Annotated in this window: 15 protein-coding genes; 14 read left to right on the top strand and 1 reads right to left on the bottom strand. The window is 43.8% G+C overall.

Annotated elements, in window-relative coordinates; translation table 11 throughout:
- Nucleotides 1-137 precede the first annotated feature (137 nt).
- Genes MKX59_RS19215 through MKX59_RS19200 form a run of 4 tightly spaced genes read left to right on the top strand, consistent with a single transcriptional unit; the run spans nt 138 to nt 2,197 of the window.
- Nucleotides 138-851 carry a hypothetical protein gene (locus MKX59_RS19215; protein ID WP_340858717.1) on the top strand — a complete coding sequence of 238 codons (714 nt, stop codon included), beginning with the start codon at nt 138-140 and terminating at the stop codon, nt 849-851.
- Nucleotides 802-1,362 (top strand): accessory gene regulator ArgB-like protein, encoded by a 561-nt coding sequence (locus MKX59_RS19210; RefSeq protein ID WP_340858716.1) that lies wholly within the window; start codon nt 802-804, stop codon nt 1,360-1,362. The genes MKX59_RS19215 and MKX59_RS19210 overlap by 50 nt, the downstream gene beginning before the upstream one ends.
- Entirely contained in the window at nt 1,334-1,462 is a 129-nt protein-coding gene (locus MKX59_RS19205) for a hypothetical protein (protein ID WP_340858715.1), read from the top strand. The genes MKX59_RS19210 and MKX59_RS19205 overlap by 29 nt, the downstream gene beginning before the upstream one ends.
- A 3-nt stretch (nt 1,463-1,465) precedes the next feature.
- A complete protein-coding gene (locus MKX59_RS19200) occupies nt 1,466-2,197 on the top strand; it encodes a LytTR family transcriptional regulator DNA-binding domain-containing protein (RefSeq protein WP_340858714.1) in 732 nt (243 codons plus the stop codon).
- Between the two features lie 260 nt (nt 2,198-2,457).
- Here the strand turns inward: MKX59_RS19200 and MKX59_RS19195 are convergent, their stop codons facing one another.
- On the bottom strand, nt 2,458-2,673 hold the full coding sequence (locus MKX59_RS19195) for a helix-turn-helix domain-containing protein (protein ID WP_340858713.1): 216 nt from the start codon (nt 2,671-2,673) through the stop codon (nt 2,458-2,460).
- Nucleotides 2,674-2,798: 125 nt separating this feature from the next.
- Between MKX59_RS19195 and MKX59_RS19190 the strand changes: the two genes are divergently transcribed.
- The 10 genes from MKX59_RS19190 (at nt 2,799) to pstB (ending at nt 13,636) form a co-directional block, all read left to right on the top strand.
- Nucleotides 2,799-3,002, top strand: coding sequence for a helix-turn-helix domain-containing protein (locus MKX59_RS19190; protein ID WP_340858712.1), 204 nt, complete (start codon nt 2,799-2,801; stop codon nt 3,000-3,002).
- Between the two features lie 364 nt (nt 3,003-3,366).
- Complete coding sequence (gene citZ / locus MKX59_RS19185) at nt 3,367-4,479, top strand: citrate synthase (RefSeq protein WP_028542893.1); 1,113 nt, start codon at nt 3,367-3,369, stop codon at nt 4,477-4,479.
- Between the two features lie 151 nt (nt 4,480-4,630).
- Complete coding sequence (icd, locus tag MKX59_RS19180) at nt 4,631-5,926, top strand: NADP-dependent isocitrate dehydrogenase (protein WP_023987916.1); 1,296 nt, start codon at nt 4,631-4,633, stop codon at nt 5,924-5,926.
- A 16-nt stretch (nt 5,927-5,942) separates the two neighbouring features.
- Nucleotides 5,943-6,884, top strand: a complete 942-nt coding sequence (mdh, locus tag MKX59_RS19175; RefSeq protein WP_028542892.1) for a malate dehydrogenase — start codon at nt 5,943-5,945, stop codon at nt 6,882-6,884.
- A gap of 305 nt (nt 6,885-7,189) precedes the next feature.
- Nucleotides 7,190-7,606, top strand: a complete 417-nt coding sequence (locus tag MKX59_RS19170; protein WP_023987918.1) for a hypothetical protein — start codon at nt 7,190-7,192, stop codon at nt 7,604-7,606.
- 208 nt (nt 7,607-7,814) lie between these two features.
- Nucleotides 7,815-8,684, top strand: coding sequence for an SDR family oxidoreductase (locus tag MKX59_RS19165; protein ID WP_023987919.1), 870 nt, complete (start codon nt 7,815-7,817; stop codon nt 8,682-8,684).
- Between the two features lie 120 nt (nt 8,685-8,804).
- Nucleotides 8,805-10,607 (top strand): two-component system histidine kinase PnpS, encoded by a 1,803-nt coding sequence (pnpS, locus tag MKX59_RS19160; protein WP_028542891.1) that lies wholly within the window; start codon nt 8,805-8,807, stop codon nt 10,605-10,607.
- A gap of 128 nt (nt 10,608-10,735) precedes the next feature.
- Entirely contained in the window at nt 10,736-11,467 is a 732-nt protein-coding gene (locus MKX59_RS19155) for a response regulator transcription factor (RefSeq protein WP_013309604.1), read from the top strand.
- A gap of 158 nt (nt 11,468-11,625) precedes the next feature.
- A complete protein-coding gene (locus tag MKX59_RS19150) occupies nt 11,626-12,750 on the top strand; it encodes a methyl-accepting chemotaxis protein (protein ID WP_023987921.1) in 1,125 nt (374 codons plus the stop codon).
- Between the two features lie 127 nt (nt 12,751-12,877).
- Nucleotides 12,878-13,636 (top strand): phosphate ABC transporter ATP-binding protein PstB, encoded by a 759-nt coding sequence (gene pstB, locus MKX59_RS19145; protein ID WP_023987922.1) that lies wholly within the window; start codon nt 12,878-12,880, stop codon nt 13,634-13,636.
- The last annotated feature ends 11 nt before the right edge of the window (nt 13,637-13,647 follow it).

Genomic DNA, 13,647 nt, shown 5'->3' with positions numbered 1-13,647 from the left:
TTATAGAATTTGGAAAAAAGATAAAAATATTTCTCTTGTATATGGACAAAAATTACCAGAATACTAGGTTATTGCATTGCCACAAATTCCAGTAAAATATACAATTACAGCAGGCGAAATAAGAGGATGGTGTTTCTGTGTTATCTGCTTTTTTGTATATTTTACTAGGCGTTTGCGATGCATTTGCTATGCTGTTGTTGGTCTTGAAATTGTATATGATGCCTGTCTTGAAGTATAGGAACAGAATAGTTTTATTTGTTTTATTCATTGCGGTTTTTTCTTATCTAATCCGAATTGTTCTGGGTGTTCCTAAATTTGATTTACCGTTACAATACCTTTTATTTGTTATCTTCTTGAGGTTTGGAATGGGGATAAAACTTCATCTAGGTGCTTTTATTTCAGGGGCCGGTATAAATGCATATATTGCGCTGCAATTAGCATTCTATTTTCTTCTAAATTTATTAGGGAGCACAAATACAAATACTCTTAGTCAGAATACAGGTTCCACGGTTTTTACACTGCAAATAATAACTATCTTGGCTGCTGTTCTAATAGCTACTTTGTTCAAGTTATTTAATCTTGGATTCTCTTTCATATTTTCTCCACCACATGATTTTCTCATCAAAGAAAACTACATGACTAAGACCAACAAAATGATGATATCAGGTGCCGTTATATCGCTTGTGACCATCTCTCTAACGCTATATTTGCTCTATAATTTGAATGCAATAGGAACGTTAATAATGACATCGATCACTTTTGCTGTTTCTTACTACATGTCAGATCGGAGTGATTATGAAGATGTTAGAGAAGCTGTCGAGGCTTATCGCGAAAAAAATAAAAGAAACTGATCCAGAGGGGCCTGGCTCCGTTGAAATATTTGAATGGGAATTAGGCATTAGATTAAACCTTATTGCAACCATAATTTTAACGTTGCTATTTGGGTGGTTATTTGGACATATTATTTTGTCTCTTGTAAGTTTATTGACCTTCATTTTAATTAGGAAAGCATCAGGCGGCATACATATAAAATCACTAACTTTATGCGCTATCGTATCTGCCTTTATTTTTTCTGTGATTCCTTTTTTGAAATTGGAAATGTTGGAGAAGGTTTTATTAAGCTGCATAAGTTTCTTGATTTTTTTGAAATGGGCACCTAATGATTTTGAAGAAGTGTATACAACTAATAGTTTTAAAAAATTAAAATGGGCATCCGTTATTATTGTTTTAGTTAGTTTTATTTCTCAATGGCCTGTATTAATACTAACCGTATTCGCGCAGGCAATCACTATATTACCGATTTGGAAGTCTTGGAGGGGAGGTGGAGACATTGATGAACAAAATAGCACGCTACATGTCTAAGGATCTAACAAGAGCTGCAAGTAAGTCCGTTAAAAAAAGAAAAAGCGTAATCGGAGCTAAAACGATTCCAGAAGCGCTTAAAAGTGAAGTGAAAAAATAAAAAATGCCTATGCCACGTAACGTATTCGCTATAGAGGTGGATCTTGATGGCAAAGTGGGCAATCTTTACTCTTTCCCTGAGGACCTTATCCTTTTTATAACTACGTGGAAGCCAAAAAGCAATTATCAAATCCCCTTAATCTATACGAGGATAGGAATATTTACGGTTGCTACAACCTTAGAGGAATGCAGTTTTGGTCTACCTAACTTTGTTAAAATCCAGAATTCACTGATAATTAATCCTGATCACGTTGTGCATATCTTTGAAAGTCAGACAGGAGCGCAAATCAAATTTGATAATAGCGCTCCTGCCATTAGTATCTCAGACTATAAGTGGCGAGGTTTTGATTGGAGCCTTGTTTTAAACAAGGAGGAACAAAGTCCAGATTGGTTTATACCCGCAGTGTCATTGGATCGGCGTGACAAGGCTTCAGGAGTTTGTTTTGTGAAGGTTAAGGATATCTATTCAATAGAGGATATTAAATTGAAAAGCAATTATTACGTACCTAAATTCTTGGGTATTTCATCTAGTTATAGTATTGCGACAACCCTTCAAGCGTTTCAGGAATTATTCCCCAAATTAGTTTCCATGGGTAAGGATAGTCTAGTCAATCTTGACGAAGTCGAACGAGCAGAAAAAATACCGTACGATATAATTGTATATTTTAAAGATTCAAAGCACACTACAACTATGGCTAAAAACAAAGAAAAGTATTTTAAATTCTTATTCAAATAAAGCCCGTACAAACATGCAACGGGCTTTATTTGATGCATATAATCTATCGTGTGTCAAGTTTTTTTCACCCTAGGATGATTCGATTCGCAAAATACGACAAAGAGTGACATGTTACGCGAAAACGTTGTGGTAAAATATGAGTAGGAAGGAAGAAATATTATCAAAGTCGATAAAAAAGGTCGAAAGAATCGAAGTTAAAATGATTTTAGGACCTAATAGGTCTTAAAATACCCGAGGGAGCTGCGGGCAACCCGCAGTACCTACTCCAAAGTCCACTCGTAAAAACGTTCCATGGGTACGTCCAGTATAATGTGAGCCATGTACAAAGCTTCAACGGACATCCGTTTATCATTATTGCAGTAATGAGAAACAGTTCGAACGTTAATACCAGAACGTCGAGCGAATTCGGCCTGAGTCATCTTCCGGACATTCAGCCAATTTTGGAGCAGACATCTCCCTCGGGAGACATTTGCCACTTTTTTCGGCTCCTTCACATTAAGAAAGGGAGGTATATTACATAATATTCAAACCGTAATTATACAGGAAAATAGTTTTAGGGTAAACCGACTTATTTATCAATCACATCAGGGGAGAGAAATAGATGGAAAAAACAAAAAAAGTAGGTATAGGCACTGTAAGGCATGAACTTGGATACAGTATCGAAGAAGCTGCAACCTATGCTAACATTACACCCGATGAATTGACGAGTTATGAAGCTGACCATAGCACAACTCCGATTATAGTAGCCGTTAAGTTGTTAGAATTTTATGATGTTCCCTTCGAAAAAATCGCCTTTAGAAATTGAAAATCCACCCCACATTTTTCCCACAATTCGCGTGAATCACGTTGAAATACGTTGATTCACGTTGAATATTTTTTTGTGTAGAAAAGTGCAAATAACATTCACGCTCCGCACAAGCTGATATCCAGTGATACACGTTGAAACAAATTATTGAAAGCGGTTCTTTATGGAAGCGATAAAACATTTGAATGTGTTGGAATAGCCCTCAATGTTCACATAAACGACAAAATCCAGTATAGTGAAAGAAGGTTTAAATATTGACATATGGCGTTAACATTACTCAGCTATTTAAAAGACATATCTTACTTTTGAAAATGTTTACATTGCAAGTCCGTTCACAATGTTTTTACAAAGGAGAGATGTAACGATGACAGCGACTAAAGGTCTGGAAGGGATCGTAGCGACCACTTCCTCCATAAGCTCTATCGTAGATGGCGTTCTCACGTACCGGGGTTATAACATTGATGATTTGGCTGTTAACGCCGATTTTGAAGAGGTAGCTTATTTGTTGTGGTTTGGAAAATTACCTGATAAAGAGCAATTGCAGGAGCTTCGCAACCAGTTAAGCGAATACGCTGCTATTCCGGATGAAATTGTTACTCAATTAAAGTTATACCCGAAAAATTTGAGCACGATGGCTGCCTTGAGGTCAGCCGTATCGTCTCTCGCTTTGTATGACCCAGAGGCGGATGATATGTCGAGAGAGTCTAATGTGACTAAAACCGTCAAGCTTCAGGCGCAATTGCCCACCATTGTGGCAGCGATAGCACGTATACGCGAGGGCTTGGAGCCGATTGCGCCTAAAAAAGGTATTTCCATCGCTGAAAACTTTTTGTATCAGCTGACTGGCAAGGATCCAGAGGAGACGGCTATTAAAGCGTTCAATCAGGCTCTTGTGCTGCACGCCGATCATGAATTAAATGCTTCTACCTTTGCTGCGCGTGTAACGGTAGCCACATTGTCGGATATTTATTCCGGAATCACATCTGCTATTGGAGCTTTAAAAGGACCACTGCATGGTGGGGCCAATGAGGCTGTGGCCAAAACGCTGGAGGAGATTGGTGGTTTGGATCAGGTGGACTCCTATATTCAGGCGAAACTGGATAACCGCGAAAAAATTATGGGCTTTGGACACCGAGTCTATAAAAACGGTGATCCGCGTGCCAAGCACTTGCACAAAATGTCCCGCGAGCTGGGGGAAATGAACGGTGACACAACGTTGTTTGATATGTCAGTTCGAATTGAAGGAATTGTAACAGGGCAAAAAGGCTTGAAGCCCAATGTGGATTTTTATTCTGCCTCTGTGTATACCCAACTGGGTATCAAGAGAGACCTGTTTACACCTATTTTTGCTGTGAGTCGTGTATCTGGATGGACCGCACACATTTTAGAGCAGTATGAAAATAACCGCCTGATTCGTCCTCGCGCCGAATATACAGGTCCAATGGATCAAAAATATGTATCACCAGAGTTGCGCTAACCCCTTGTCGAAGGAAGATTGAGGTTGTATACCCTGAATTTAAAAAATAAGGTACAATAGAGGGGACGACGAGAGATGTACGTTTTTGTCAGTGATAAAGATCATGTCTTTCGTCCTGTACCCATTCATATCTGAGGAGGAAAAGGAACTTATGGCGAAATTTGAAAAGTTTGAGCTCCCAACTGAAGGCGAAAAAATTACGATTGATAACGGTCAACTACAGGTTCCGAACCATCCGGTAATTCCGTTTATCGAAGGTGACGGCACGGGTCGCGACATCTGGAAAGCTTCCAAACGCGTACTGGACGCAGCTGTAGAAAAAGCATATAACGGCAGCAAAAAGATTGCCTGGTATGAAGTATTCGCTGGTGAGAAAGCTTTCAATACATACGGCGAATGGCTCCCTAACGATACTTTGGAAGCCATCCGTGAGTATATTGTAGCCATCAAAGGACCACTTACGACACCTATTGGCGGTGGTATTCGTTCGTTGAATGTGGCATTGCGTCAAGAACTGGATTTATACGTATGTCTGCGTCCTGTTCGTTATTTTAACGGTGTTCCTTCTCCAGTGAAACGTCCTGAATTGGTAGACATGGTTATTTTCCGTGAGAACACAGAAGATATTTACGCGGGGATCGAGTATGCTGAAGGGTCCGAAGACGTGAAAAAGGTTATTCAGTTCCTCCAACAAGAGCTGGGTGTGAACAAAATCCGTTTCCCTGAAACCTCTGGTATTGGCATTAAGCCAGTTTCTTCCGAGGGTTCAAAGCGTCTGGTGCGGGCTGCCATTCAGTATGCTGTTGACCACGGACGCAAGAGTGTAACGCTCGTACACAAAGGTAACATTATGAAATTTACCGAGGGTGCCTTCAAAAACTGGGGTTATGAAGTGGCTGAGGAAGAATTTGCAGATAAAGTATTTACTTGGGCCCAATATGATGTAATCAAGGAAAAAGACGGTGAGGATGCGGCGAATGCAGCTCAAAAAGCAGCTGAAGATGCAGGCAAAATCATTATCAAGGATGCGATTGCTGATATTGCACTTCAGCAAGTACTGACTCGTCCTTCTGAATTTGATGTGATTGCTACGCTCAACCTGAACGGGGACTATCTGTCCGATGCTCTTGCTGCCCAAGTTGGTGGAATTGGTATTGCGCCAGGTGCGAACATTAACTATGTAACAGGGCATGCTATCTTTGAAGCTACACATGGTACAGCTCCAAAATACGCCGACAAAGACGTAGTGAACCCTGGTTCCGTAATTCTGTCGGGCGTAATGTTGCTTGAACACTTGGGTTGGCAAGAAGCGGCTGACCTGATTTACAAAGGGCTGGAGACGTCCATTAATAAGAAGATTGTAACTTATGACTTTGCTCGTCTGATGGATGGTGCTACACAAGTGAAATGCTCCGAGTTCGCAGATACCATTATTAGTAACCTGTAAGGAAGGGGAATACCACTTGTCCATTCAACGTAAAAAAATATCCATTGTTGGCGCCGGTTTTACCGGTGCCACTACCGCATTGCTGCTGGCTCAAAAGGAGCTAGGTGATATCGTACTCATCGATATTCCGCAACTAGAGAATCCGACCAAAGGCAAGGCGCTTGATATTTTGGAGGCCGGTCCGGTACAGGGATTTGACAGCCAGATCACGGGCACTTCCAATTACGAGGATGCAGCTAACTCGGATATCGTCATTATTACAGCCGGGATTGCACGCAAGCCGGGTATGAGCCGTGATGATTTGGTAAATACGAACGCAGGAATTGTAAAATCCGTTTGTGAGAACGTGAAGAAGTATGCGCCGGATTCTATCGTCATTATTCTGAGTAATCCGGTAGATGCTATGACCTATACTGCCTATCAAACGCTTGGGTTCCCGAAAAATCGGGTTATTGGCCAATCAGGTGTGCTGGATACAGCGCGATATTGTACCTTTATTGCACAAGAACTGAACGTTTCTGTCGAAGACGTGCGCGGCTTCGTTATGGGTGGTCACGGTGATGATATGGTGCCCCTGGTACGCTATTCCAGCGTTGGAGGTATACCTATCGAAACCCTGATTTCGCAGGAACGTATCGAAGCAATCGTACAACGTACACGCGGCGGTGGCGGAGAGATCGTTAATCTGTTGGGTAATGGTAGCGCATATTATGCTCCGGCAGCTTCGCTTGCACAAATGACAGAAGCGATTGTAAAAGATAAAAAACGGATTATTCCGGTCATTGCATACCTGGAGGGAGAGTACGGCTATCAGGATTTATTCCTTGGCGTACCGACACTTCTTGGCGGCAATGGCATCGAAAAAGTGTTCGAGTTGGAATTGACAGCCGAAGAAAAAGCAGCGCTCGATCAATCCGCCGAATCGGTCCGCAGTGTGATTAAAATAGTTACCGTATAGATTCAATTTTCTACTAAGACGGTATACTTTTACTTGAAGAGGTGTCCCCAAGCCATAGTCATGGCCGCTGGACACCTCTTTTACTTTTAAGTAATCTATTCGTTTTCTTCTGTATTCCTTTGCTTTGACCCACTTCCCCGGTATAATAGAGTCATATGTATTGATAGTTACATGAGGATTTTGCAAAATCCTGACATAGAAAAGCATGTCCCAAAACACTGAAAAGATGGTAGTCATTCGTTGGAATATGATCGTTCTATGGAAAAAAAGTTTGTAAGAAAACAAAGAAATGGAGGTTGTAAAGAATGTTTTTTATTCACATTATTGGATCACTGGCAATGGGTTTTTATTTATTGCTCCCCTTCGTTGTGGGCAAAATCGACAAATTGGCTCCTAGCGTGCAGGAGGGAACGATATCGGCTGTTCAGCTATTGAACCGTTTGGCTCAATTTGCACTGATCCTTGTGCTTGTTAGCGGTATCTATATGATTTTTCCCTGGGGTTCTTATTCGGTAGCATGGATCGTTGTCGTTTTGCTGTTGTTTCTCGCCATTTCTGGTATCGCGGGAGCCATGGGTAAGCCGTTACGGCTGTCGCTGGAAGCGATTCGTAGCCAACAGCCTATTACGCAATACGCTGGCAAAATGCGAATGTTCAGTACGCTGCTTGCCGTCTTCCTGATTTTAATTACGTTTTTAATGGTATACAGCCATATTATTTAATTATGCATTTGGTGAGAGCCTGTAATCGAATGATGAAAAATGCTAAATTGAAAAAACGGTCTGTGCTGAATAAGCATAGGTCGTTTTTTTGTGCGCTCAAATAACTACATTTTTCGTTTAACGAATAACTTTGTGTGGTAAATCAGGAGTAGAGTGGATGCAAATGTTGCATCCTAAAAAATATCTGATTTTGAAGGGAGAATGTACAATGCCTAAAAGTAACCAACCTCAGCAAACCTTGCCCCCACAGCATCAGGACCAGCAACCGGGGATTGAGTCCAAAATGTCGCCTGCACCCCAGTTTGAAAAACCAACTTACAAAGCTGCTGGCAAGCTAACAGGTAAAGTTGCACTTATTACTGGTGGAGACAGTGGAATTGGACGGGCTGTAGCTGTCACGTATGCCAAAGAAGGTGCGGACGTAGCTATCATTTACTTGAATGAACACAAGGACGCGGAAGAAACAAAACGTCAGGTAGAGCAGGAGGGACGCAAATGTGTGTTGATTCCTGGCGATATCGGAGATGACCAATTTGCCAAAAAAGCGGTTCAACAGACGGTTCACGAGCTGGGCAAGCTCGACATCGTTGTGAACAATGCGGCAGAGCAGCATCCACAGCAAAAGCTGGAGGATATTACCAAAGAACAGTTGGAGCGTACTTTCCGTACGAATATTTTTGGTATGTTCTTCCTGACGCAAGCAGCATTGCCGCATTTGAAGAAAGGAAGCACTATCGTCAACACAACATCGATTACCGCGTACGCTGGGAACAAGACACTCATTGATTATTCATCGACGAAAGGGGCAATCACATCCTTTACTCGTTCCCTTTCACTCAATTTGGCGGATCAAGGTATTCGGGTGAACGCTGTAGCACCAGGGCCAATCTGGACGCCGTTAATCCCGTCTACATTTGATGCCAAGACGGTCAGCGAGTTTGGAGGAGCACAGCCAATGAAGCGTCCGGGCCAGCCGGAAGAATTGGCGCCAGCCTATGTGTACCTTGCTTCAGACGATTCTTCATATGTAAGCGGGCAGGTTATTCATATCAACGGCGGTGAAGTTATAAACGGATAAGAGGATAAAGGAAAGGCTGGGGGCGTGTTATGCCCTGGCCTTTTTTTCTTTTCACAGTGGAACATAATGAAAGTAGCCTGTAGAATGAGACTTAACCTACATAAAGGATGGGCATATTTTATGAAATCGTTTCGTTTCAGGCTTACCCTGATCATGCTGATTTTGATTGGCGTATCTGTCCTTGCTGCTGGAATCACGATGGGACAAATTTTTAAAAATTCGAATATGAAGGTGCTAGAGGAGAACATGGGACGGGAGATTGACCTTCTTCGGGCTACATTCCCTTTTGTTAATGCAGATGCCCTGTCTAGTACGGATTATGTCTCTTATTATTCTCAAAAGGCGAAAGAAATTGCTCGTCTGACGGAATCGCGGGTGACCTTCATTCGCAAGGACGGGACGGTGGTTGGCGATTCGTTAAGTGATCCTCGTAAGATGGAAAACCACGCATCTCGTGATGAAATACGGCAAGCCACGGCGGAAGGAATCGGTCGGACAATACGCTACAGCGAAACTCTGCAACGAAACATGCTATACGTCGCTGAACCTGTTGTATCGGACAAGGGCTTTGATGGGTATATCCGTTTGTCTATGAGCCTGAAAGCGGTGGAGGAGGGAGTACGGCGTGGCTGGACGGCCATCGGGATTGGTCTTGTGTTGCTGTTTATTGCTGCTGGACTGGTGAGCTATCGTATTGCTCGCAGCCTCACCTCGCCCATTGAACATATTACAGGGGTAGCCAACCGCATATCAGGGCTGGATTATGACGCAAGAGTCGGTGTACAGCGCCGGGATGAGGTAGGGCAACTGGGTGAAGCCATTAATCGTATGGCTGACAGTCTCCAAAACCAAATGAAAACGATACGCGACAATGAGGATCTACTCCAGAGCGTCATGAGTAATATGACAGGCGGAATTCTAATGATTGATGCAAGTGAGTGTATTGCGCTTGTAAACCGTGAGTCTGAGCGAATGCTTGGTGTCGTGGGTAAACGGGTGACGGACAAGCCGTATCATGAGTTGAAAAAGCACTATGAGCTCACAAAGCTAATTGAGGGCAGCATACAAAGCAGAGAGAGGTTGCATGGTGAGGTTCATTTGTACAATCCCGAGGAGAGACTCGTGTTGCTGGACGGTGTCCCGATGTATGAGGATGAAGGCGGATACCGCGGGATGCTGTTCCTTTTACAGGATATTACGGCCATTCGACGGTTGGAAAATATGCGGAGTGAATTTGTGGCTAACGTTTCTCATGAGCTAAAAACACCGATTGCCGCGGTCAAGGGCTTTGCCGAGACGTTACTCGGTGGCGGGGTTAAAGATGAAGAAACGGCCCGCTCATTTTTGCAAATTATATATGATGAAAGCGAACGATTGAATCGGCTGATCGGTGACATTCTGGAGCTATCCAAAATTGAATCCAAGCGTTCTCCGCTGGATTGCTCGCCGGTGCACGTTTCGTCGTTCATAGATTCATTGCTGGAAAAACTGAACAATGTTGCGGCCAAAAAAAGAATTACGCTACACATGGATATCCCGGATGAGTTGTTTATGGAGGCAGATGAAGATAAGCTTCAGCAGATTTTCTTGAACCTTTTGTCTAATGGCATCAACTATACACTTGATGGTGGCAAGGTAAAGATTAAGGTTCTAACGATACAGCGGGAGAATGACACGGAAAAGGTCGTATTTACAGTCAGTGATACAGGTATTGGAATTCCGAAGAAGGACCTGCCACGTATCTTTGAGCGCTTTTACCGGGTGGACAAAGGACGCTCGCGCAACTCTGGCGGAACGGGGCTGGGATTGTCGATCGTCAAACACTTGGTCGATTTGCATCATGGCACCCTTTCGGTGGAAAGTGAGCTTGGATTGGGTACCACGTTTACAGTTGAATTACCACTATTGCAACAGGAAGAATGAACTAGAACATTTTTTACATTCTGTTAACAATGCCGTGATAAAATAAACGGGTGTCGCATGAGTATGGAAAAGGTTTCAGGATTTTGACCAATGCGCCTTTAACAGGTAAACAGGAGATGAAGTTATTTATGGGACAACGCTTGCTGGTTATTGAGGATGAACCAACGCTTGCCAGATTGCTATCCTACAATTTGATACAAGAAGGCTTCGAAGTGGACACGGAGGATCATGGCAGTGCCGGGTTTGAGAAAGCCTCCAGAGAGTCCTACGATTTGATCCTGCTGGATTTGATGTTGCCGGGAATGAACGGACTGGACATTCTGAGCAGACTTCGCCATCAGGGGCTGACGACGCCTATCATTATTTTAACGGCCAAAAACGGTGAAGCAGAGGTTGTTCAAGGGCTGAAGTCGGGTGCGGATGATTACATCACGAAGCCTTTTGGCGTTTCTGAGCTGTTGGCCCGCGTGACGGCTGTGCTGCGAAGAACTTCCGGCGGGGATGAAGGAGTGTTGTCTGATCAGAAAGATAGCTCCAAAATTCAATTGGGCGAGCTGGAGATTTACCCCGAAAAATATGAAGTCATTCTTGGAGGTCAGTCCATCAGCCTCAGACCAAAGGAATTTGAGGTGCTTCTTTATTTGTCCCGCAAGCCGGGTGTGGTATTGACCCGAGATGATCTGATGAATGCTGTTTGGGGTTTTGACTACATTGGCGGTCAACGGACCGTGGATGTGCACGTCAGTTCCTTACGTAAAAAGCTGGAGCTAGATCCCGACTCGGTTCATATTGATTCGATCCGTGGAGTGGGGTACAAGCTGGTTGTAAATAAAAAAAGAAGCGCTTCTCATTTATTATAAATGAGGAGCGTTTTTCTTTGTCCAAAGCAGTTTCCGGCGCTTTTGTGTCCATTTCGTGATTTTACATTTCATTAACAAAACTAGTCGCTAGAATCAACAAATGACCGATATGATGTTCCCGTCACTCCAAGTAGTTAAAAAAAGGGGACTTCAGAACGATGATAACGGAACCAAAGACCCAGCCGAGTTCCACTGCCGTGATTGAACGTGAAGCATACAAGCCGATTACTACCTATGTGCCATGCCGGGAGGTTCCGATCATTGGTACGGACATGTCTTGTAAAGAACTGTTAGCACTTATGAAAACACAGGAAGATATACCTTGTGTTATTGTTGTGGATAAAAATGATCTTCCACTGGGCATTATTATGAGAGATGCGTACAATCGCCATTTTACGGGCAGATTTGCTGCGGCGTTGTTCTATGACAAGCCTGCGGCCATATTTGCCGACCCCGATACATTAATTGTGGATTTAAAAAGCCGGGCATCGGACATTGTGGAATTGGCGATGTTGCGTGAAGAACAGCGTTTTTACGATTGTGTGTTGATTAAGGAAGGCACACGATTACTCGGCGTACTCACGATTCGTGATATCCTGTCCGTCGTGCAGCGAATGCAAAGAGAAGCGGACGAAGAGCGGGGCGATGTGATTCGGCATAGCTATGACGGAGTCCAGCGTATTCAGCTGACTGTGCTGGATGCAGCTAAAGAGGCCGATGACAGTGTGCGGCTAACCCGCTCAATGAGTGAATTATCCCGCCGTGGCAAAGTAGAATTGGAGGATGTTTTGCTCTCCTATCGTGCGGTCACGGAGCAAATGAAGCGCCAGCATGAGCAGATGACGGCGTTGACCCAATCGCTGAATGACATTGCGGGCATGGCCTCATCCATTCGTGCACTGGCAGATCAAAGCGGACTGCTGGCGATCAATGCGTCCATTGAAGCGGCGCATGCTGGCGAACACGGACGAGGCTTCCAGATTGTGTCTCAGGAGGTGAGGAATATGTCACTCCAGACGAAAGCTTTTTCCACGCAGATTACAGGCTTACTCACCCATATCGAGCAGATGCTGCGTGACACTGCTGAACTGACGGATACGAGTATGCAGCAGATTCATACAGGCTCTCAATATATTTCTGCTGGAACACAAACTTTTGCCAAACTATTGCAGGCTGTCGATGAAATTGAAGCCAAAAACAGCGAAATGTCCCATTCCGCAGAGGAAGCGGCTTTGAATGCAGCCGAAATTGCACAGGAGCTTGAACTCATGCTAAGTTCTTGATCATTTTACATACCGTTAACAAATCCACCACACTAAATTTACACACAGCTTATATAATCTTCATATTGTGCAAATCAGGTGCAATGCTTGAGGATCATAACTGCAACACGAAGGAGATCATAAATCCATGAATGATTCCGTAATCCGGATTGATAAGCTGAATTTATATTATGAGAAATTTCACGCGCTGAAACATATAAACCTCGATATTCCTGAAAAAACGGTAACTGCCTTTATCGGCCCGTCCGGCTGCGGCAAATCGACCCTGCTGCGTACGCTGAACCGGATGAATGACATGATACCGGGAACGCGTATTGAAGGCACCGTGAGTATCGCAGGTCAGGATATATACGGCGATACTATGGAAGTAGAAACTCTGCGTAAGCAGGTAGGAATGGTTTTTCAACAGCCTAACCCATTTCCCAAATCGATTTATGATAACGTGGCCTACGGCCCACGTCTGCATGGAGTTCGGCAAAAGGACAAGTTGGACGAATTGGTCGAGCAAAGCCTGCGGCAGGCGGCACTCTGGGAAGAGGTCAAGGACTTTCTGAAGCGTTCAGCTCTGAGCTTGTCCGGTGGACAACAGCAGCGGTTGTGCATTGCCCGGGCGCTTGCTGTACAGCCAGATATTTTGCTTATGGACGAGGCGACATCTGCGCTAGATCCGATCTCCACGATGAAAATTGAAGAACTGGTTCAGGAATTGCGAGACACATATACCATCGTCATGGTGACGCATAACATGCATCAGGCAGCGCGTGTGTCCGGTCGAACTGCGTTCTTTTTAAATGGTGTTGTGGTGGAAGCGGCGGATACAGAGACGATGTTTTCCACGCCGCAAGATTCACGTACAGAAGATTATATTTCAGGGCGATTTGGCTAAAGCCTACCAGA

The sequence above is a fragment of the Paenibacillus sp. FSL R7-0340 genome (genome assembly GCF_038002205.1).
In the GTDB taxonomy this organism is placed as follows: Bacteria; Bacillota; Bacilli; order Paenibacillales; family Paenibacillaceae; genus Paenibacillus; species Paenibacillus polymyxa_B.
Note: the sequence above shows the minus strand (reverse complement) of the source record. Positions and strands in the feature narration are given on the sequence as shown.